Raw genomic sequence first — 21,600 nt, forward strand, 5'->3', positions numbered from 1 at the left:
ACCCTATCCGCTCACCACTTCCTTCCCGGTGTATTCGCGGATCGCCGCCAGCAACACCTCTTCCTGGTAGGGCTTGCCCAGATAGTGATTCACTCCCAGGGACAGGGCGTGGTCGCGGTGCTTCTTGCCGGTGCGCGAGGTAATCATCACGATGGGGATATCCCGCAGACGGTGGCTTCCGCGGATATGCCGCGCCACCTCGAAGCCGTCCATTCGCGGCATCTCGATATCCAGCAGTATCAGGTCGGGAATATTGTCCTGAAGCTGGATGACCGCGTCCTGGCCATCCTTCGCGGTACTGACCAGGTAGCCCTCCCGCTCCAGGAAGCGCGAGGTTACCTTGCGCACCGTCACCGAGTCGTCCACCACCATCACCGTCTGCTGGCGCTCTTCCGGCTCCGGGTGCGCCGGCTTCGCCTCCACCTGCAGCTGCGGCATCTCCGGGCGCGCCAACTGTGCGGCCTGGCGGCGCAGCAGCGCGTGGGGATCGAGAATCACCACTACGGTACCGTCGCCGGTCACCGTGGCGCCGGAAACCCCTTGCACGCCGGCGAACTGCGGACCCAGGCTCTTCACCACGATTTCGCGACTGCCCATGATCGCATCCACCTGCAGCGCCATGGCGTGCCCCTCGGAGCGCACCAGCAACACCGGCAGCTGCATATCCTCCACGCTCAGCTTGGGCTGCGCCTGTGACTGCAGTAGGGTGCCGAAGTAGCTCACCTGGTAGGGCTCGCCGGCGTACTCGAAGCGGGCGTCGCTGGAGCGGTAGTAGTGCTCCAGTTCGAAGGGGCTGAGGCGCACTATGCCCTCGATGGTGTTCAGCGGCAGGGCGAACAGGTCCTCGCCTATCTTCACCATCAGGGCGCGGTTCACCGACACGGTAAACGGCAGCCGCACGACGAACTCGGTACCCAGGCCCGCCTGGGAACTAATATGCACACTGCCGCCTATCTGCTTGATCTCGGCGGACACCACGTCCATGCCGACGCCGCGGCCGGAAATCTGCGTCACCTTGTCGGCGGTACTGAAGCCCGCCTGCAGGATGAACTGCAGTATCTCGTTGTTGGACAGCTCCGCATCCGGGCGCATCAGGCCGCTCTCCACCGCCTTCTGGCGCACCTTCATCAGGTTGATGCCGGCGCCGTCGTCGCTAATGGTGAGCACTACCTCACTGCCTTCCCGCGCCAGCGCCACATTGATACGGCCCCGCTCCGGCTTGCCGGTGGCGGCGCGTTGTTCCGGCATCTCGATGCCGTGGTCCACCGCGTTGCGCAGCATATGCTCCAGCGGCGCCACCATGCGTTCCAGCATGGACCTGTCCAGCTCGCCCTCGACGTTGGAGAACACCAGGTCCACCTGCTTGCCCAACTCGGCACTCACCTGGCGCACTATGCGGCGCAGGCGCGGCACCAGGCGCGAGAAGGGCACCATGCGCGAGCGCATCAGGCCCTCCTGCAGTTCGGTATTGACCCGCGACTGCTGCAGCAGCAGCGTCTCGGTATCGCGCGCCTTGTTGCCGAGGGTGGCGCGCAGCTCCAGCAGGTCCGAGGTGGATTCCAGCAGGGAGCGGGACAACTGCTGGATGGACGAGTAGCGGTCCATCTCCAGCGGGTCGAAGTTATCGTCCTGTTCCGCCAGCTGTTCCTGGCGGAAGAGTATCTGCGCTTCGGTTTCCATATCCAGGCGGCGCAGCTGTTCGTTCAGGCGCGACAGGGTGGCGTCCATTTCGTCGAGCGCCAGGCCGAACTCGCTGACCTGCTCCTCCAGGCGGCCGCGGGAGATGGAGGTCTCGCCGGCCAGGTTGACCAGCTCCTCCAGCAGTTCCGCGGCGACCCGCACCATCTCCTGGGGCTGGCCTCTCGACGAGGCACCGGACTCGCGCTCGCTGACACCGCCCTTCTTGCGGATAAACGGCAGCACATTGCTGGCGGACTCGGCGGCCGGTGCGGGCGAAGCCACTTGCGGCTGCTGTGCGGCCGGCGCCAGCACAGGCTCCGGTTCCGCTTCCAGCGGCGCTTCCGCGACTTTGGCAATCTCTTCCTCCGCAATGGTTTCCGCGCTCGGCAGATCGTGGTGCTCTATGGTCCAGTCCACGGGGTTGAGCCCCACCGGGCTGGCATCCTCCGCCAGCTGCCCGTCGGCCCACCGGGTGCTGAGCAGCTGTGCAAAGGCATCCAACTGGTCGCCGGCCATCCAGGCGCGCACGGTCTCCACCCCGGCGGCGATACGGTCGTAGATCGCGTGGGCGTCGGCAAAGAATTCCGCAGAGGGCTCGGCACTCCCCTGCATGCCCTCGATCACCGTCTCGAAGCGGTGCGCCACTTCGCCCAGGCCCATCAGCCCGGCCATGCGCGCGCCCCCCTTGAAGGTGTGCAGCACCCGCTTCAGGGCCTCGGCCTGGCCGTGGTCTGCCGGTGCCTGCTCCCAGCCCTGGATCAACTCCTCCAGTTCGTCGATCAGGTCGCCGGCCTCTTCCATAAACACGTCGACCACGTCCGGGTCGATCTCCGCCAGCAGCTTTTGCAGTTCGCCGTCGGCGGAAGCGGCACTGTCGGCCGCCACTTCCTGCGCGCCCGGCACGGGGGCTGCCGGCTCCTCTATCCACTCGGCCGCGAGCGGCAGCTCCTCTTCAGCCGTAAGCGTTTCAATCCCGCCGGCCGCAGCCGCTTCGCCCTCACCGGCTGTGAAGGCTTCCGCCGGGGGCACCTCGACCTGCGACTGCCGCTCAACGGCCAGCAGTTCGTCGAAGCTCAGCTCGCCGAATTCGTTATTGTTTGTCGCCGCCTCAACAGTGATTTCCTGTTCCGCGACGGGCAGGTTGGCGCTGTCTATGCCCAGCTCGGACCAGTCGTAATCGTCTTCCGCCGCGGGCGCACTGTCGCCCTGGGCCAGGTAGCGCAGCGCCTCACCGACCGCCTCGCTGACCTCGGGCAGGTCCTGGCCAACGGCCACGGCATCGACCAGGTCCAACAGCTCGTCGTGGCCCTGCTCCAGGGCTGACCAGAGCGCCGGTTCCTCCTCCAGGCGGCCGTCGATGACTTTGCGGTAGACGTCCAGCAGCAGCTGTGACAGTTCGGCCAGGGTCGGCAGCTGGGCGCGGCTGGCGGCCTCCTGCAACACATCCAGCTCTTCAGCAACCGGTGTCAGCAGCGACCTGTCGCCGGGGTGGGCGCGCCATTGATTCAGCATCTGGTCCGCGTCCAGCAGCACCTTCATACCGTCGGCCATGATGACCGCCAGCAGTTGCGGATCCACCGCTCTGGGCTCGTTGGCCTCGCGCTCGCGGATCAGGTGGCCGACCGCGCGCTCCTGCAGTTCCGCAACGCGGGCGAGGAACTGCTCAGACTTTTCGATCACCAGGGGTTCGCCGGCGCGGATCTGCACCAGCACATCGCGCACATAGTCGGCACCGTCGCCGATCAGCTCGTAGATGTCCGCATCTATCGGCACCTGGTAGGTACGCAGTTCCTTGGCGAAGCGCTCCAGTGGTGCCACCAGCTGCGCCACCACCGTGACTTCCGCCATATGAGCGGAGCCCTTCAAGGTGTGCAGGGCCCGGTGCAGGGGATCGGACGGCACGCCGTAGACAGGCGCCGCCTCGTGCATATCGGCGAGGAAGCCGTCCACCACGGCCAGGTGTGTCTCCGCCTCCTGGGCAAAGATCTCCCACAGCTGGTCGTTGTCTTCATCTACCTCGGTCGCTTCTTCGGCCACCTGCGCGGCTGCTACCGGCGACTCCGGTTGTACCTGGAGATCCGCAGGCACCTCGCCGCGACTCAGTTGCTGGGCCCAGCCCTCCAGTTGCGCGGTGCGCTCCGGCTCCGGGTCGCCCCTGCCTAAACGGAAGCCCTCGATCATGGACGGCAGCTTCTGGCGCACCTGCTCCACCAGTTCCGCGTGGACGCGGCCCGGCTTGACCGTGTCGTCGATGACCCGGTTGAGCATATTCTCTACGGCCCAGGCCAGTTCGCCGATCTCCAGCGCCTCGACCATGCGGCCCGAGCCCTTCAGGGTGTGGAAGCCTCTGCGGAATTCCACCAGCGCCTCGCGGTTGGCGAAATTCGCCGCCCACAGAGGGAAGTAGTGTCCGATGGTCTCCAGGACCTCGGCGGCCTCCTCCAGGAATATCTCGACTATCTCGTCGTCGATCAGGCTGTCGTCGTCTTGCGGCAGGGCTGCAGCCGGGGCCACCGGATCCCGGTCCGCCTCGGTTTCGGCGGCGGCGGCTTCCTTCTCGACGCGTTCGGTGGTGGCAGCTTCGGTCGCGACAGTGTCGGCCGATTCTGCGGTGGCGAACCAGCTGTCCTCTTCCCCTACCGCCGCAGGCGCTTCCGCCACGTCATTCACTTCCGGTGCTGCTGTCCGGCCACCGTCGAAGTCCGTATCGAAGCCATCCAGCACAGCGGCCTCTTCCGCCGCGGTGTCTTTCTCCGGAGCTGCCTCTTCGACAGCCGCGCTGACCAGGCTCTCGTCGGTCACTGCAAAGCCGAGGGTGGCGACGCTGTCTTCCGCCAGTGCCAGCAGCATGTCGGCGTCCTCGATACCGTCGGCGCGGCGCTCGAGGTAGTACTCGACACTGGTAATGGCGTCGGCCAGTGTGTCGAGCAGTTTCCACTCCGGCTGCTCGGCGGCATCGATCAGCTGTTCGCGGATATAGCGCCTGCAGGCACCGACGATCTCCGCGGCGCGGCTGTAACCGACCATGTCCAGGCCGCCGCAGACCTCCTGCAGCCGTTCCGGAACCCGGTTCAGGTAACTGATATCCCAATGGCTGGCGATGTACTCCACCACCGCCTCCTTGACCGCCTCCAGGCCGAGGCGCGCCTCGCGCAGCACCGTGTCGGTGGCGTCGCCCATCAGTGGCTGATCGCTGTCGACCTTCTTGTTGCGCGCCACGGTGGCAGCCAGCGCACTGTCCAATTGCACCAGGTCACCGGCAGCGCGCATCAGCAGTTCGTCGACGTCGCCGCCGCGGGAGCCCTCAGCCCCTAGAGAGCCCTCAGCCCCTAGAGAGCCTTCAGTCCCCCCTCGAGAGGCGTCGCGCAGGCATTCGTAGACACTGCGGGCGCGATTGCGCTGGTTCTCCAGCCCGAGGATGCCGAGGGTGTCCGCCAACCGCTTGGCGATGGCGGCGGTATCGGACAGCGGCGGCCGCTCGGCGGCGGCACCCGGCTCGAGCGCCTCGCGCACCAGCTGCAGCTCCTCGCGCAGTGCGGCCACGGCGGTACCCAGGGCCTCGGGACCCATGGCCAGGGCGTCTTCGGTATCCGGGCGCGGTGTGCCGGGCACTGCCCTGTCGAGGGCGTAGGCCTGGTAGAGGGCCTGGCAGCGCGGGCCGTTGGGGCCGGCCAGGTAGACGTAGAAGAGTAAATTGCGCACCAGGTCGCGATCCAGGCGCGCATCCAGTACAGGGGCACCGCGCCCCTGCAGCAGGCGGAACTCCACATCGATGCGGCGCAGCAGCTGACGCAATGCCGGCATCACACCGATGCGGTGCTCGCCGACGGCCTCGAAGATGCCGAGCAGTATCTGCCACAGCGGCTGGCGCATACTGCCGCTGTACAGCAGCGCCATCTTTTCGGTGACCTTGACCAGGTAGGCCAGGCTTTCGCCGCTGTTGACGTCGCGGATCAGGCCGGCACCGGCGACGTGGTACATCTTGCGCAGCTTGCCCACCAGCTCCTGCAGCCTGGTGTTGTCATCGAGGAGGGGCTGGCGCTTGCCGCTGGCCTGCTCCAGGGGAGACAGATCCGGGGCAAAGAGGGCGCCCTCGGTGATCAGGCGCTCGCGGCGCACCGCGCGCAGGTCGTTCAGCAGCGGCAGCAGCAGCACCGCGTTGTCGCGGCGCTGGTAGGCGACCTTATCCAGGTAGAGCGGCAGCTCGAGCAGGGCGCGCATCAGGAACTCGCGCGTCTCGTCACTGTTTTCCACTTCACCAACCGCCAGCGCTTGCACCAGCTGCTCCATCTCCTCGGCGAGCATGGCCGCGCCGGTCAGCTCGGCCATATGCAGGCTGCCGTGCACCTGGTGGATCAGCTCCAGGCAGTGCTTCAGCGGCGCCGGATCGGCGGTGGAGTCCGAGGCGAAAGTCTCCAGCAGCTGTCGCGCCTGCGCCAGCGTCTCGTTGATTTCGCCCGTCAGCCAGTCCAGGGCCAGGAAGTTCGGATTGTCGTGACTCACGCCAAGTCCTCAGTAATTCAATCTGTACGCGGCGCAACCTCCGGCTGCGGCCCGCAGCCGGGAGGGGTTCCCTGCACCTTTTCCGGTCGGCGCCCTTCTATATCGCGCCGGCCATGGAACGCTTCTGTGTCGGATCAGGCCAGGGCCCGGTCTTCGCGCTCTTCCAGGGCCTCTGCATCCTCGCCGTCCAGCAGCGGGAAGTCCTCGTCAGCCATTTCCGGCAGTTCCACATCGTACAGATCGCCAGTTTCCTCGACGCTCTCCTCGCTGGGCAGTTTGAAGCCGGCAACGGATTCGCGCAGGGCGTTGGCGGTCTTGGCCAGGTTACCGATCGACTGGGCAGTGGCCTGGGTACCGGCAGAGGTCTGCGAGGTGATCTCCTGAATCACGTTCATCGTGTTGGAGATGTGGCCGGCGGAGGACGCCTGCTGGCGCGCCGCGTTGGAGATGTTCTGGATCAGGGCCGCCAGGTTGGTGGATACGCCCTCGATCTCTTCCAGGGCGACACCGGCGTCCTGGGCCAGGCGGGCACCGCGCACCACCTCGGTGGTGGTCTGCTCCATCGACACCACCGCCTCGTTGGTGTCCGACTGAATCGCCTTTACCAGTCCCTCGATCTGCTTGGTCGCAGCGGCGGATCTTTCCGCGAGGCGCTGTACCTCGTCCGCTACCACCGCGAAGCCGCGGCCCGCGTCGCCGGCCATGCTTGCCTGGATGGCGGCGTTAAGGGCGAGAATGTTGGTCTGGTCGGCAATGTCGTTGATCAGGCTCACGATATCGCCAATTTCCTGGGAGGATTCACCCAGGCGCTTGATCCGCTTGGAAGTGTCCTGGATCTGCTCGCGAATGGTATCCATGCCCTTGATGGTGTTCTGTACCACCTTGGCGCCGTTGCTCGCGATCTGTACCGAGCGCTCCGCCACCTGGGCCGATTCGGCGGCGTTGGCGGATACCTGGTCGATGGTCACGGCCATTTCGTTCACCGCCGCGGAGGCACCGGCAATTTCCTGCGCCTGGTGCTCGGAGGCCTCGGCCAGGTGCAGGGCGGTCTGCTGGGTTTCCTGGGACAGCCCGGATACCTCCTGGGCCGCGCTGTTGATCCGCGATACCAGCACGCGCAGCTGGTCGATGGTGTAGTTAATGGAGTCCGCAATGGCGCCGGTGAAGGCCTCGGTTACCGTGGCGGTGGTGGTCAGGTCACCGTCCGCCAGGTCGGCCAGTTCGTCCAGCAGCTGCATAATTGCCTGCTGGTTGCGCTCGTTGGTGTCGGATTCCTCGCGCAGGCTGCGGCGGGTACCGGAGAAGGCCGCGATCATCATGCCGAAGATCAGGAGTACGAATACGCCGGCGGCCAGCATGATGGTCTGGTTGTTCGGCTGGCGCTCGCCCGACAGGTTGACGATGCGGTCGTTCAGACGCGACAGGGCTTCCAGCAACTGCGGCGAGGAGGCCTGGATACCGTCTGTCGCCTGGCGGGTGGCGAACAGCGCCGGAGTGGCCTCGAAGATCTCGCGCACCGAGGAGCTCACGAATTCGAACAGCTCGGTAATCTCGTCCAGCGACTGGCGGGCCTCCTCGTCGGTGACGCGGGAGATACCCATTACCACGTCGCCGCTCTTCATGCCCTCGACCACCTTACCGAAGAGACTGGCGTCGGTGTTGAACTGGTCCGCCGCGGCCTCGGCGTCTTCGCCGCCCTGCAGCATCTTGTCGATGTTGCGGCCGATGCGCTCGGCGCGCCACACCTGCAGCTGCGCCTGCTCCACCTGGTTGGCCGGGGCGCCGTTGGCCAGCAGGATTTCCACGATATTGTTGTGTTCGGCCTGCAGTTCCGGCAGTGAGTCGTTCAGGGTGCTGGCGACATCGTTCAGGAAGATGATCGAGTCCTTGTTACCGATGATGGTGTCGGCCTGCTCGCGCACCTGGCGCCACACCTGGCCGTAGCCGGCCAACTCGGATTCCAGTGCGCGGCGGGTGCCGGCGTCGGCGCCCTGCAGCTGGTTCCAGGTGGAGGCCATCTGGCCGACCACCGTTTCCAGTTCGGCGAAGGCCTGCTCGTCACCGGCAGTGGCCGCCGGCGCATAAGACACAATCTGGTAGGAAAGTGCGCGCAGTTCCGCAACCTGTTGCAGATACTCTTTGTCACGGTCGCCCTGGGACTGCACCAGGTAGATGATGACGATCAGCCCCGCCAGTGTGGCGAGTACCAGCAGACCCATAAACAACGCTGCGGGGTTACTGCGCAACGCGGAAAAGGAACTCTGGGAGCCTGTTTTCATAGTTTACTCCTGGCGGACCTGTGCATCAGGCCAATTCTTTTTTATCACCACTTTATTTAACGCTTTGTCCGGGACAGCCCTCACTTTCGCCGCGTGCTGCTCTCAGAAAGTCACCCAGCGGTCAAAGCGCCCGGATTTTCCCTCAAGGGAAAAATCAGAATGCCGCAGCCCTAATGGGCTGCGGCATCCATAAACTGAAAATCACTGATCAATGCCTGCATGTCGAAGACCAGCCAGCGCTCCTGCTGTAGCGCAAACTGGCCGTTGACCATGGGTGCAAAGGGTTCCATAAGATCCCCCGGCGCGCCCGTGGCATACTCCAGGGCCAGGTGCTGCATGCCGTGCAGTTCGTCGACGATCAGGCCTGCGTAAACCTTCTCATGCTCCACAACCAGCACCCGGCGCCGCTGGCGCGGGCCGCTGAGATGGCCGCCGAAAAAAGCCGCCAGGTCGAACAGCGGCAGCAGGCGGCCGCGCACATTGGCCACACCGCGCACCCAGGGCTGGACGCCCGGAACAAAGGTGTACTGGGGCACTTCGAGCAGTTCCACCACCTCGTCCATCGTAGCGACGAAACGGTGACCCAGGAGGGAGAAGCCGATACCCGTCCAGTAGGGTTTTACTTCCTGGCGGCCGGGCAGGCCGGCGGCCTGCGCCTTGGCGCGCCTGGCGATATCAACCAGTGCGAGATAGGGAGTCTGACGTGACTGCACTCTAGGGCCTGTTAACACTAAATTAGATGGCCGCGATGGAGGCCGTTTTTCCGCAAGACAAGGCGCAGTGAGCGCCGTGTGGTCCGCCGCATAAGCGAGCTGCAACGCAGGATTGCGGGGAAACGGCCCCGTCCCTCCGGGTTGCGCCCCGAAACGGGCCATGCGGCGTTGCTCGTCGTTCATTTAGCATACTAAACCACTCTCCTCGCGCCTTGCCTGGCCCGTTTTGGGGCGGCAACGCGGCTATCTAATTTAGTGTTAACAGGCCCAGCAGCTGGCCTAGGCCAACACCTCCTCGATGGTGCCCAGCAGCTTCCTCTCGTCTACCGGCTTGGTCAGGTAGGCGCGGGCCCCCTGGCGCATGCCCCAGACGCGGTCGGTGTCCTGGTCCTTGGTGGTCACAATGATGATCGGGATACCCGCGGTATTGTCGTCCTTGCTCAGTTGGCGGGTGGCCTGGAAGCCGTTAAGGCCCGGCATCACGATATCCATGAGGATCACGTCGGGGCGCTGCTCGCGCGCCACATCCACGCCGTTTTCGCCATTGGTGGCAGCGATCACAGCGTGGCCGTTCTTTTCCAGCATGGTGGTCAGCTTGTGTGTTTCTGTTGGCGAGTCGTCAACAATTAATACTCTTGCCATTGGTTCCCCGCGACATTTTTGTCCGCAACAACTCCGCCGGTAGCGGGCGCTGCAGGGTTTGTTGTCGTTATTGGCGAGCGGCACCCCAGAGAGGTCCCGCTCACACGCCCTTGCTCGATTGCTGTTCCTGCCTGCCCCAAAGGGGAAACGGCAGTGTTCGAATTTTCACCGCACTGCGACCGCCCGGCGGCCAACAGTGGAAACTATTCTACGCCAGCACTGTTAACAAAGTCACAGTACTTTGCCCCGGCATCTCAAGCCGCATGGTGCGGCTTGGCGTGCGCGGAAATTGCCCCCAGCAGCTCGCTCTTGCTAAACGGCTTGGTCAAATATTGATCGCAGCCAACCACACGGCCCTTGGCCTTGTCGAACAGGCCGTCCTTGCTCGACAGCATCACCACCGGCGTGGAGCGGAATTCGCTGTTGTTCTTGATCAGCGCGCAGGTCTGGTATCCATCCAGGCGCGGCATCATGATATCGACGAAGATAATGTCCGGACGGGAGTCGGCGATCTTCGCCAGTGCATCGAAACCGTCTGTTGCGGTGACGACCGTACAGCCTGCCTTCTGCAACAGTGTCTCGGCGGTGCGACGAATCGTCTTGCTATCGTCGATCACCATCACCGTCAGGCTTTCCCAGTTGAGCTCCATAGTGTTATTGAATCCCCTGTTTACTTATTGGGCACTTTTATAAATCTACAGCGCGTGCGCCTGGCGGTGTCCGGCGGTGCTGGTACGCCAGCCCGGTCGGAATGCTCATGTACTAAAGTACACTCCGCTTCCTGTGCCCCGGCGGCCACCACCAGCCACCCGCTCGCTACGATTTCTAAAGGTGCCCTTATTTTCGGGCACGCCTGAAAGCGTTGTCGGGAATGCCCTTTGTTCAACCACTTGCAGGGTCTGGGCGCCTCGGTTGGTTGAGGTCGCACATAGGGACCAACTTTTATCACAGAACCCCAAGTGAATCTACCGAAGGAATGGAGCCGGCAGCACTGCCGTACAAATTGTCACCAAAGTTCGGTGCAACAGAAAAATTCGCCGCAATTTGCTCACAAAATCGCCACAGCGAATCAGCATCAAACGGTTGCGCACCCGCCGGGCAACTCTTACCTTAAGCGCAAATTTCACCCGGCACGGACACAGGTATGAGTTACTCCCTCGGCGTGGTGATGGATCCCATCGCCAAGATCCATTTTAAGAAAGACACCACCCTGGCGCTGTTACAGGCCGCACAGCGCAGCGGCTTTGACCTTTTTTATTTTGAGCAGGGAGACCTCTACCTGGACTGCGGCAGGGCCATGGCCCGCGGCCGGCCGCTGAAAGTGTTCGACAACCCCGAGCGCTGGTTCGAGCTGGGGGTCGCCGCAGAGATGCCGCTGGGCGAGATCGACACCCTGCTGATGCGCGTCGACCCGCCCTTCGACAACGAGTACGTCTACTCCACCTATATCCTCGAGGCGGCGGAGCGCGAGGGCGCGCTGGTAGTGAACAACCCCCGGGCACTGCGCGACTGCAACGAGAAAATTTTTGCCACCACCTTTCCCCAGTGCTGTCCGCCGCTGATCGTCAGCCGCGACCTGCCGAAACTGCGCGAATTTCACAATAGTCACAAGGATGTGATCTTCAAGCCCCTGGATGGCATGGGGGGCACCGGCGTCTTCCACTGCAAACCGGACGGCGCCAACCTGGGCGCCATCCTGGAGATGCTCACGGACAACGGCCGCAGGCAGATCATGGGCCAGCGCTACATCCCGGAAATAAAGAACGGTGACAAGCGCATCCTGGTGGTAAACGGCGAGGCGGTGCCCTACTGCCTGGCGCGCATCCCCGAGGCCGGCGAGACCCGCGGCAACCTGGCCGCCGGAGGCCGCGGCGAGGCGCGCCCGCTGTCCGACCGCGACCGCTGGATCGTCGAGCAGGTGGCGCCGGCGCTGAAGGAAAGGGGACTGCTGTTTGTGGGCCTGGACGTGATCGGCGAATACCTGACCGAAATCAACGTCACCAGCCCCACCTGTGTGCGCGAAATCGACGCCGCCTACGGCACCGATATCGGCGCCCTGCTGATGAGCGCCATCACAGACCGGTTGGCACAAAAGGGGTAAACTGGGCGGCCGCTCCAAGTGATGGTTGGGCGGAACAGCATAAGCAGTAACCAATAACGAACAATGAACCCGACCGCCGACACCACGCAACTCCAGGCCACCCAGCAGGACCGCTTCGTGTTCGCCCTGTTTCTCGCCTGCGCCTTTCACGCGCTGGTGATCTTCGGTATCGCCTTTTCTGCGCCCGAGGCGCGGCAGGCGCCGCCGACCCTGGAGGTGACCCTGGCGCAACACCACTCCGTCCAGGCCCCCGAGGACGCCGACTACCTGGCCCAGCACAACCAGCAGGCCAGCGGCACCGCCGATACGCCGAAGGAACTGTCCAGCAACCGCCGCGCGGAGATCGCCGACACCGCCATCCGCGAGGTCAACCCGCTGCCGCAGCAGCAGGCCGCGCGCCCGGCGGAGCAGCGCCGCCAGCTGGTCACCACCATCGGCGACAGCCCGCAACAGGCGCCGGAACTGCCCGCCGAGGACAAGCCGTCGGAGGAGAAGCGCGGCGACGCGCCCAGCGACCTGCCGCTGACCAACCCGGAGATCGCCAGCCTGCAGGCGCGCCTGGACAAGATCCGCCAGACCATCGCCCAGCGCCCGCGGGTGCGCCGCCTGACCTCAGTGGCCACAAGAGCCTCCGCCGACGCCGCCTACCTGCACGACTGGCGCCAGAAGGTGGAGGCCGTCGGCAACGACAACTTCCCCGAAGAGGCACTGCAACAACAGATCACCGGCAGCCTGCGCATGATGGTGCGCCTGCTGCCCACCGGCGCGGTGGAGGAAGTGGTCATCCTCGAGTCCTCCGGGGAGCGTATCCTCGACGACGCCGCCCAGCAGATAGTGCGCCTGGCCGCCCCCTTTGCCCCCTTCCCGGCGGAGATCCGCAAGGAGGCCGACCGCCTGGAAATCATTCGCACCTGGCGCTTCGAGATGACCGGCTTCTCAACCGCGGCCGGGGGGCTGCCGAAGCGCGGCTAGCGGGGAAAAGCCCCACCGGCAAATATTTTCCGGGCGGCTGGTGGCGGCAGGCTAGAATTGTTTTTCGCGCCCGCAATCCGATGGCACTGACCTATGCACAACACCAACATCGACAGCGACCTGACCCACGACAGCCTGCGCGGCCAGTTCCTGCTGGCCATGCCGGGCATGCAGGACCCGCGCTTCAGACAGACCATCGCCTTCATGGTCGAGCACACCGGTGAGGGCGCCATGGCCATCGTCATCAACACGCCCAGCAAGGTGACCTGGAAAGCCGTGTTCGAACAGCTGTCGCTGGAGGATGTCAGCCTGCGCGGTGACGAGACGGTCCTGCTGGGCGGCCCCATGTCACCGGAGCAGGGCTTTGTGCTGCACGGTGCCGGCGTGAAGTTCGACTCCACCCTGGAGGTCAGTGACGACATCAGCCTCACCGCCTCCAAGGACATCCTCGAGTCCCTGGCCGCCGGCCGCGGCCCCGACGACGTGCTGCTGGCACTGGGCTACGCCGGCTGGGGTCCGGGCCAGTTGGAAGAGGAACTGGCGGACAACGCCTGGCTGACCCTGCCGGCGGAAGCGGAAATTCTCTTCGCTACTCCCTGGCAGAAGCGCTGGCACGCCGCCGCCGCCCGCCACGGCATCGACCTGTCCGGCATCGGCTCCCAGGCGGGACACGCCTAGTGAGTGCTGCGCCCAAACCCGTCACCGCGCTGGCCTTCGACTTCGGCACCCGCTCCATCGGCCTCGCCTTCGGCCAGAGCCTGACCGGCAGCGCCCGCGAACTGCCGCCGCTGCCGGCGAAGGACGGCAAACCGGACTGGGACAGGGTGCAAAAGCTGATCGACGAGTGGCGGCCGCAGTACCTGCTGGTGGGCCTGCCGCTGAACATGGACGGCAGCGAGAGCGAGTTCGGCGCCCGCGCGCGCAAATTCGGCCAGCGGCTGCACGGCCGCACCGGCCTGCCGGTGGAATATGTGGACGAGCGCCTCAGCACCCGCGCCGCCAAGGAGGAGGCGCGCGAGCGCGGCCACCGCGGCAGCTACGCCGACAACCCGGTAGACTCCATCGCCGCGCGGATCTTCCTCGAGGACTGGCTGCGCTCGCGCAGTGGTCGGTGGTGAGTGGTCAGTGATTGGTGGTTGGTGGTAGGCTCTCTCGCCACGAATCACTAACCACTAGCCACTGACCACTACCCTATGCCCATCACCCGCATCCGCATCGCCACCCGCGAGAGCGCCCTGGCCCTCTGGCAGGCCAACTACGTCAAGGACCGCCTGCAGCAACAGCACCCGGAAATCGAGATAGAACTGCTGCCGCTGACCAGTCGCGGCGACAAGATGCTGGATATCCCCCTGGCCAAGGTGGGCGGCAAGGGCCTGTTCGTGAAGGAACTGGAAGTGGCCATGCTCGAGGGCCGCGCGGACATCGCCGTGCACTCGATGAAGGACGTGCCGATGGAGTTCCCCGCGGGCCTGCACCTGCCGGTGATCTGCGAGCGCGAGGACCCTCGCGACGCCTTTGTGAGCAATCACTACGCAAGCCTGGACCAGCTGCCCGGAGGCGCCGTGGTCGGCACTTCCAGCCTGCGCCGCCAGTGCCAGATACTGGCCCACCGCCCGGACCTGGAAGTGAAGTTCCTGCGCGGCAATGTCCAGACCCGCCTGGCCAGACTGGACGCCGGGGATTTCGACGCCATAGTGCTGGCCTCGGCCGGCCTGCTGCGGCTGGAACTGCGCGAGCGCATCCGCGAATGCCTGCCGGTGGAAGTGTCCCTGCCCGCCGGCGGCCAGGGCGCCGTGGGTATCGAGTGCCGCGGCGACGGCGAACTGGAGGAACTGTTGCGGCCGCTGCACTGCGAAGCGACCGCCGCGCGCCTGGCGGCGGAGCGCGCCGTCGTGAAACGCCTGAACGGCGGCTGCCAGATCCCGATCGGCTGCTACGCGCAGTTCCTTGATGAAAACGGGCAGGATGGCGAGCTGTGGCTGCGCGGCCTGGTGGGCAGCCCCGACGGCCGCACCCTGATCCGCGCCGAGCGCCGCGGCGCCGCGGCAGATGGTGAGGCCATGGGCATAGCCCTGGCGGAGGAGCTGCTGGCTGCCGGCGCCGACAAGATTCTCGCCTCGCTCTGATTGCCGCCCCGTGGAGAAGAGCCCTCAGCCGCCTGGCAACAAGAGCCCTCAGCCTGCGAACAAAAGTCTGCGCGGCAAGCGCATACTGATCACCCGTCCGGCGCACCAGTCCCGCGGCTGGTGCCAGTTGCTGCAGTCCGCCGGCGCGGAGGTGGACAGCATCCCGATGCTGGCCATAGAGCCGATCGACAGCGGCCCCGGGTGGCAGGCACTCAAGCGGCGGATTCTCGACTTCGACCAGATAGATCACGCCATCTTCGTGTCCCAGAATGCAGTGCAGCTGGGGTGCGATCGGCTGGAGGACTACTGGCCGCAGCTTCCCCTGGGTCCGCGCTACTACGCCATAGGCGCCGCCACCGCGCGCGCCTTGCGCAACCGCGGCATCGAGTGCGCGAGCGGCGGCGACACCATGGATAGCGAGGCCCTGCTGGCCCTGCCGGCGCTGCAACAGATGGAGGGCCAGCGGGTACTGATCTTCCGCGGCAGCGGCGGCCGCACCATGATCGGCGACACACTGCGCGCGCGGGGCGCGCGGGTCGACTACTGCGAACTCTATCGCCGCGCCCTGCCCGCAGACGCCGCAGAACAACTCAAAGGCTACGTCGGGCGGCCGGACGCCGTCAGCGTGCACAGCGGCGAGACCCTGGCCAACCTGGCCCGCTGTATCCGCCAATCGGCGCGCGAGACATTGTTCGACGCGCTCATCGTCTGCCCCAGCCGCCGCGTGGCCGAACAGGCCCGCGAACTTGGTTTCGGCCGCGCCGTCGCCGCGCAAAATGCCGGCGACGAAGCCATGCTTGCGGCGCTGCAAGTGTCGCTGCAAAGTGCCTGAAACCAAATTCGCCGCACACTTCGAGCAAAAAATTTTAAAAGAGCGCCAGGCGTCGTATAAAGCGTGCCTCCAGTCGCTATAATTTGACGACACTTTCCACCCCTGCGCCTGCCACACCCATGACTGACGACAAATCCAAAGACGCCGCCCCCAACCCCAAAGAGAGGCCCGAAGAGGCTCCCGCAGCGCCGAAGGCGGAACCCAAGAGCAACTTCGCCAAGGCCGCGCAGGACAAATCCCTGAAAGGCGCCGCGGCGCCAAAGGCCAAGGGCGGCAAGGGTTGGCTGTGGCTGCTGCTGTTTGCCGCCGTGATCGGCGGCGGCGGCGCCTGGGGCTGGTTCAACTGGCCGCAGCTGCAGAGCCGGCTGGCCCAGCTGGATTTCTTACCCCTCGGGCGCGACGCCCACACCGAAAGTGAGGTGGCCGCAATCGAAGTCCCACCCACTCCGGATGGGCCGGTGGAGCCGCAGCCGGAACCACAACAGCCGGAACCCCGGCCGCAACAGCAGCCGGACCTGGCCCCGGACACGGATGCCGCTGCGCTGGAGGCCCAGCGGCAGGCCAACGCCGCACTGCAGAACCAGCTGCGCCAACAGAGCCACGTCATCAATCAGCTGCAGCAACAGTTGGCGACACTGCAGCGCGATGTCACCGCCCAGGGCAGCCGCCTAAGCGAACTCGGCAATGTCAGCCGCAGCGACTGGCAGCTGGCCGAGGCCGACTACCTGCTGCGCCTCGCCAACCAGCGGCTGCTGCTGGAGCGCGACAGTCGCGCCGCCCTCGGCCTGCTGGAGCAAGTGGACAATATCCTGCGCGGGACCAACCTGCCGGACCTCTACGGCGTGCGCCAGCAGCTGGCCAACGACATCACCGCCCTGAAACTGGTGCAAAACATCGACCGCGAGGGCCTCTACGCGCGCTTGCGCGCGCTGGAGGACAGGCTGATCCGGGTCAATATCCAGCCGGAATTCGATCTCGCCACCCTGGATGCGGCCGACACCCAGCCCGTTGAGGACAGCGCAGAGACCTCCGCCTGGCGGCGCAGCTGGGACAACTTCACCCAGTTCATGCGCGACTCGGTGCGCATCCGCGACGGCGATATAGATCCGGTACTGCTGTCGCCCCAGAGCGAGACGCGCTTCCGCCAGAGCCTGCGCCTGAATATGGAGCAGGCGGAACTGGCCCTGCTGCGCGGCGACAGCAATGTCTACCGGGACTCGCTGAGCCGTGCGCGCCAACTATTGCTGGAATACGGCGTCACCAGCCAGCAGCGCGACCTGCTGGCGCGGGAGCTGCAGGAACTGGGCCAGGAAAAAATCGAGGCGGAACTGCCCAGCCTGGCCGCCTCCCAGAGCGCGCTGCACAACTATATAGAGCGGCTGCACAAGACGGAGACGCAGGGAGGCGACATCCAGTGAAACGCTTCCTGTTCGCCGCCCTGGCACTGCTGCTGTTCGGCGCCTTCCTGGTGGAGGCGATACGCACCTATCCCGGCTATATGCTGATCGCCATCGGCGGCGACATCGACAAGCGCATCGAACTGAACCTCTGGGTCGCCGCCATAGCGCTGCTGCTGGCGGTACTCGCGCTGTTTTTTGTCATCTGGCTGTTGCGCAGCCTGCTGCGCGGTATCGGCGGTAGTGTCAGCCGCATCCGCTTCGGCCGCCAGCGGGTCGCGCGCCGGCGCCTGACCAACGGCCTGGTGGAATTTATGGAGGGCAACTGGGCCCGCGCGCGGCGCCAGTTGCTGAAAAGCGCCCCCCGCTCCGAGGCGCCGCTGATCAACTACCTGGCCGCCGCCCGCAGCGCCTTCGAACTGGGCTACCGCGACGAGGCCAACGAACTGCTGGCCAGGGCCGAGGCCAGCGGCGAGGACACCCAATTGGCCGTCGCCCTCAGCCAGGCGCGCATGCAGCTGCTGGACAAGCACTACGAGCAGTGCATCGCCAGCCTCGAGCGCGCCAAACAGGTGGAGCCCAGGCACCCGGCGCTGCTGCAACTGCTCAAGCAGGCCTACTACCGCCTCGGCGAGTGGAAGGGCCTGCGCGAACTGCTGCCGCAGCTGGAGAAGCACGCCAATATGCGCGAGGAGGAACTGCAGCAGCTGGAACTGGAGGTCTACCAGCACCTGTTGATGGACGCCACCAACCGCCGCGACAGGGACAAGCTGCGCGAGACCTGGCAGAGTCTCAGCGGCCGCTGGCAACGCAATATGGAGCTGCGCGGCCTCTACGCCCGGCAGCTGCACGAGATCGGCGATGACGCCGAGGCGGAAAAGCAACTGCGCTGGCTGCTGAGCCGCGAGTGGCAACCGGACCTGGCCAAACTCTATGGCTGCCTGACCGGCGCCGACGCCGCCACCCAGCTCACCGTCGCCGACGGCTGGTTGAAGGAGTATGGCGAAAACGCCGACCTGCTGACCTGTATCGGCCGCCTGTGCCTGCGCAACGAGCTCTGGGGCCGGGCGCGGCAGTTCTTCGAGAAGAGCCTGCTGTTGCGCTCCGACCCCGCCACCTCCGCCGAACTGGCGCGGCTGCTGTACGCGCTGGGGGAAGCCGAGGAGGCCGCCAGGCTCTACAAGGAGGGGCTGATGCAGGCGGTGGCCGACCTGCCGCAGCTGCCGCTGCCGGGCGAAGAGCGGCCGCTGCTCGGCGCCAGCGCCTGAGCAAAAAAATCGAAAACCTGACCCTGCACGGAGGGAAACCATGGACCTCCCCGCCGCACTGCTGCTCGTCTGCGCCACCCTGTTCAGTCTCTCTGCCGCGGCCGCCACCGAGGTAGAGCCGCAGGACGCCATGCTGAGCAGCTACGACTATCCCTACCCGGTAAAACAGTTTGACCTCAAGGCACAGCAGCAGCCGCTCACCATGGCCTATATGGATATACCGCCGGCGCGGGGAGGGAAGACCCGGGGCACGGTTCTGCTGCTGCACGGCAAGAATTTTTCCGGCGCCTACTGGAAAGACACCATCGCCGCGCTGAGCGACGCCGGCTACCGCGTCCTGGTACCGGACCAGATCGGCTTCGGCAAGTCCAGCAAGCCGCTGCGCTTCCAGTACAGCTTCCACGCCCTGGCCGACGCCACCCGCGCGCTGCTGGACCAGCTGGAAGTCGAAAAGGTAATCGTCGCCGGCCACTCCATGGGCGGCATGCTGGCCAGCCGCTTCGCACTGATGTACCCCGAGCGGGTGGAAAAGCTGGTCATGGTCAACCCGATCGGCCTGGAGGACTACAAGCGCTTCGTGCCCTACCTTCCATTGGATCAGGCCCTGGCCCGGGAGCAGGTGCAGACGCCGGAAAAGGTCAAACGCTACATGACCCGCGCCTACTTCGATGGCAAGTGGCGCCCGGCCTACGACCCGCTGCTGGATATCCAGGCCGGCTGGACCCTGGGCCCGGATGCGAAAAAAATCGCCGCGGTCGACGCGCTGACCGCGGACATGATCTTCACCCAGCCGGTGCTCTACGAATTTCCCGATATCAAAACGCCGACCCTGCTGATTATCGGCACCCGCGACCGCAGCGCCATCGGCGTCGACCGCGCACCGGAAGCGTTGCGGGCCAAACTCGGGCGCTACGACCGGTTGGGCAAAGCGACCGCGCGGGCCATCCCGGATGCCAAGCTCGTGGAGCTGGACGGCGTCGGCCATGTGCCGCAGTACGAGGCCTTCGACCGCTATATGTCCGCCCTGCTGGAGTTTCTGCAGCAGTAGCCTAGGCCCAGAGCCTGAGACCGATGACGCCGTAGCCGAGCAGGTACAGGCCGACCAGCAGGTTGAGCGCGATCAGCAGCGTGGAGTGATATTTCACCCAGCGATTCATCTCGCAGCCCCAGAGCCGGAACCAGACCCGGGCGCTCCACAGAGCGCAGGCAAAGAAAGCGATGGTGCCGGCAAAAACCATCAGTGACGGCAGGCTGACCCGGCCCGCCATCGCGTAGGGCGCGGGGCCGCCGGCGGCCAGTTTTGCCCCGACCACCGCGACGGCAATCGCAACAACCGCAACCAGTGGCCAGAAGCGCAGAGCAACTTGCGGGCCCTTCCCGATACTGCCGAGCAGGTAGCGCGGCAGCCAGACCAGTGCGAACAGCAGGGCTGTAAGGGCGCTCAGCACCCACAGGGCCAGGACGAGCAGCTTCCCGTAGACACCGAATCCGCCGACCCGCTTCAGGGCCATGGGCCCGTAGTGCAGTACCTCACCCGCCTGCGGATCGCTGACCTTTACCAGCGCCACCCTGCCGGTGGAATCCTGCTTGAAGCTGGAACCGGGTCCGGCAATCAGTTTACGCGGCGGCGCACCGATTAGCGGACGGATGGCGGCGCTGTCCCTCTGCACCGTTAGCGACCAGGGCAGCAGGTCGGTCAGGAAAGCCGACATTTCCCGCACCGGGCTGATGACCCGGTAGAAGCCGCTCAGTGCCAGGTCGCTGTCATCGTGTTTGCGGTCCGGCGCTATCCGTGCGGGCGAGAGGTCCCGGGTGACATAGTCGGCCAGTAGCCGATGTATTTCAGCCACCGCCGGGCCATCGCTGTTGGTCATAACCACATGGGCCGCGCCCATTTCCGGCTGGTAGGCCAGCATTGCACCGGCACCGGGCAGACTGCCCTCGTGGCCGTAGAACACCACACCCTTGTGGTGGAAGATGTTGTTGCCGAGCCCCCGGGAAAGCTGCAGCCCCGCCTCGGCCGCCAGGGTCTGTTGCGGGCGCTCGGTCTGCGCAATAGAGTCCGCGCCCAGCAGTTTTTTCTCTCCAACCTGCCCCCGCTGCAGCAGCAGCTGCGCGAACTTGACCATATCGTTCGGGCTGGCGTGCATGCCTCCCGCGGCGCGGTTGTTCAAATGCCAGTATGACTGGGCCCGTCCGGCGCGGTACGGGGTGGCGGCGTTGCCGCGGTAGTCATCGGAGTAGAAGAAGCCACTGTCCCTCATATCCAGGGGTTCAAGGAAATGCTGCCGCACGAAGTCCTCGTACCTGAGACCCGACAGCTTTTCCACAATATAGGCGGCCACCAGGGGGCCGGTGTTGTTGTAGGCAGTACGCGTACCCGGTGCCCAGCGTGATCTTCTCGAGTGCGGATGCATCGACAGCGCCGTGCGAATAGCGACGGGCTCCCCCTGATGTCCGACCAGCTCCGCAAAATGGGGGGCATCCCAACCGCTGCTGTGGTTCAGCAGATGCACCAGCCGCAGCGGGTAGCGGTCCTCCCAGGGATTGTCGAATACTATTTCCGGGGCCAGGTCGACCAGCCTGTCATCCAGGCTGAGTCTGCCCTCTTCCAGCAGTTTCACGACCGCCAGGCTGACAAACATCTTGGATATGGACCCTATACGGAAGCGGGTGTCCGCCGCGACCGGTCGCTTCTGCTCGACATCGGCCATACCGGTCGTGTGCAGCCAGGTTTCCCCGCCCGGCTGTATAAGCGCAACCGCGGCTCCCGGCGTGTGCGAGCGGCTCACAGCCCGATCGATTGCAACACCCAGCTGCTGCAGATTGTCGATATTCTTTTCTTGCGATGCCTGCCCCGCGACCAGCTGTGCAAAGGTCCAGGTCAGCACACCGATCAGTGTGGAGAAAAACCGCATATCAATCCCCCTTTGGATATGGATCAGTCGGTGACCGCCCCTGCCGGCTAGGAGCACAGTTGGCGGCCGTGTTTTAATGATCCGTAAATATCGATCCCGCCGGATGGCCGCAAAGGAAGCTTTGTGAATTCTTGTGAGGGGCCTCCCGGCAGGCTGTTCACAAGAGTTC

Annotated in this window: 15 protein-coding genes; 9 read left to right on the forward strand and 6 right to left on the reverse strand. The window is 65.2% G+C overall.

Features of this window, described 5'->3' with window-relative positions; all coding sequences use genetic code 11:
* Positions 1 to 3: 3 nt before the first annotated feature.
* The 5 genes from AC6R19_RS03875 to pilG all read right to left on the reverse strand — a co-directional run bounded on the left by AC6R19_RS03875 (position 4) and on the right by pilG (position 10,467).
* Positions 4 to 6,183, reverse strand: coding sequence for a hybrid sensor histidine kinase/response regulator (locus AC6R19_RS03875; protein ID WP_500578261.1), 6,180 nt, complete (start codon positions 6,181 to 6,183; stop codon positions 4 to 6).
* A 134-nt stretch (positions 6,184 to 6,317) separates the two neighbouring features.
* Positions 6,318 to 8,462 carry a methyl-accepting chemotaxis protein gene (locus AC6R19_RS03880; RefSeq protein WP_500578262.1) on the reverse strand — a complete coding sequence of 715 codons (2,145 nt, stop codon included), beginning with the start codon at positions 8,460 to 8,462 and terminating at the stop codon, positions 6,318 to 6,320.
* Positions 8,463 to 8,632: 170 nt separating this feature from the next.
* Entirely contained in the window at positions 8,633 to 9,175 is a 543-nt protein-coding gene (locus AC6R19_RS03885; RefSeq protein ID WP_500578263.1) for a chemotaxis protein CheW, read from the reverse strand.
* A gap of 279 nt (positions 9,176 to 9,454) precedes the next feature.
* Entirely contained in the window at positions 9,455 to 9,817 is a 363-nt protein-coding gene (gene pilH / locus AC6R19_RS03890; RefSeq protein ID WP_500578264.1) for a twitching motility response regulator PilH, read from the reverse strand.
* 254 nt (positions 9,818 to 10,071) lie between these two features.
* A complete protein-coding gene (pilG, locus tag AC6R19_RS03895) occupies positions 10,072 to 10,467 on the reverse strand; it encodes a twitching motility response regulator PilG (RefSeq protein ID WP_067084389.1) in 396 nt (131 codons plus the stop codon).
* 494 nt (positions 10,468 to 10,961) lie between these two features.
* On the opposite strand from pilG, the gene gshB reads away from it, so the two are divergent.
* From gshB to AC6R19_RS03940, 9 genes are all read left to right on the forward strand, one after another.
* Complete coding sequence (gshB, locus tag AC6R19_RS03900; RefSeq protein ID WP_500578265.1) at positions 10,962 to 11,918, forward strand: glutathione synthase; 957 nt, start codon at positions 10,962 to 10,964, stop codon at positions 11,916 to 11,918.
* 63 nt (positions 11,919 to 11,981) lie between these two features.
* Positions 11,982 to 12,890: an energy transducer TonB gene (locus AC6R19_RS03905; RefSeq protein ID WP_500578267.1), complete on the forward strand. Its 909-nt coding sequence runs from the start codon at positions 11,982 to 11,984 to the stop codon at positions 12,888 to 12,890.
* Between the two features lie 93 nt (positions 12,891 to 12,983).
* Positions 12,984 to 13,568 (forward strand): YqgE/AlgH family protein, encoded by a 585-nt coding sequence (locus AC6R19_RS03910; protein WP_500578269.1) that lies wholly within the window; start codon positions 12,984 to 12,986, stop codon positions 13,566 to 13,568.
* Positions 13,568 to 14,008 (forward strand): Holliday junction resolvase RuvX, encoded by a 441-nt coding sequence (gene ruvX, locus AC6R19_RS03915; protein WP_500578270.1) that lies wholly within the window; start codon positions 13,568 to 13,570, stop codon positions 14,006 to 14,008. The genes AC6R19_RS03910 and ruvX overlap by 1 nt, the downstream gene beginning before the upstream one ends.
* A gap of 75 nt (positions 14,009 to 14,083) precedes the next feature.
* Positions 14,084 to 15,016, forward strand: a complete 933-nt coding sequence (hemC, locus tag AC6R19_RS03920) for a hydroxymethylbilane synthase (protein WP_500578271.1) — start codon at positions 14,084 to 14,086, stop codon at positions 15,014 to 15,016.
* Between the two features lie 10 nt (positions 15,017 to 15,026).
* On the forward strand, positions 15,027 to 15,848 hold the full coding sequence (locus AC6R19_RS03925; RefSeq protein WP_500578272.1) for a uroporphyrinogen-III synthase: 822 nt from the start codon (positions 15,027 to 15,029) through the stop codon (positions 15,846 to 15,848).
* A gap of 119 nt (positions 15,849 to 15,967) precedes the next feature.
* A complete protein-coding gene (locus AC6R19_RS03930; RefSeq protein ID WP_500578273.1) occupies positions 15,968 to 17,266 on the forward strand; it encodes a uroporphyrinogen-III C-methyltransferase in 1,299 nt (432 codons plus the stop codon).
* Positions 17,263 to 18,513, forward strand: a complete 1,251-nt coding sequence (locus AC6R19_RS03935; RefSeq protein ID WP_500578274.1) for a heme biosynthesis protein HemY — start codon at positions 17,263 to 17,265, stop codon at positions 18,511 to 18,513. The genes AC6R19_RS03930 and AC6R19_RS03935 overlap by 4 nt, the downstream gene beginning before the upstream one ends.
* A gap of 40 nt (positions 18,514 to 18,553) precedes the next feature.
* Positions 18,554 to 19,561 carry an alpha/beta fold hydrolase gene (locus AC6R19_RS03940; protein ID WP_500578276.1) on the forward strand — a complete coding sequence of 336 codons (1,008 nt, stop codon included), beginning with the start codon at positions 18,554 to 18,556 and terminating at the stop codon, positions 19,559 to 19,561.
* Between the two features lies 1 nt (position 19,562).
* On the opposite strand, the gene AC6R19_RS03945 is transcribed toward AC6R19_RS03940, so the two are convergent.
* Entirely contained in the window at positions 19,563 to 21,431 is a 1,869-nt protein-coding gene (locus AC6R19_RS03945; RefSeq protein WP_500578277.1) for a serine hydrolase domain-containing protein, read from the reverse strand.
* Between the last annotated feature and the right edge of the window lie 169 nt (positions 21,432 to 21,600).

Source organism: Microbulbifer sp. SE14 (assembly GCF_059834885.1).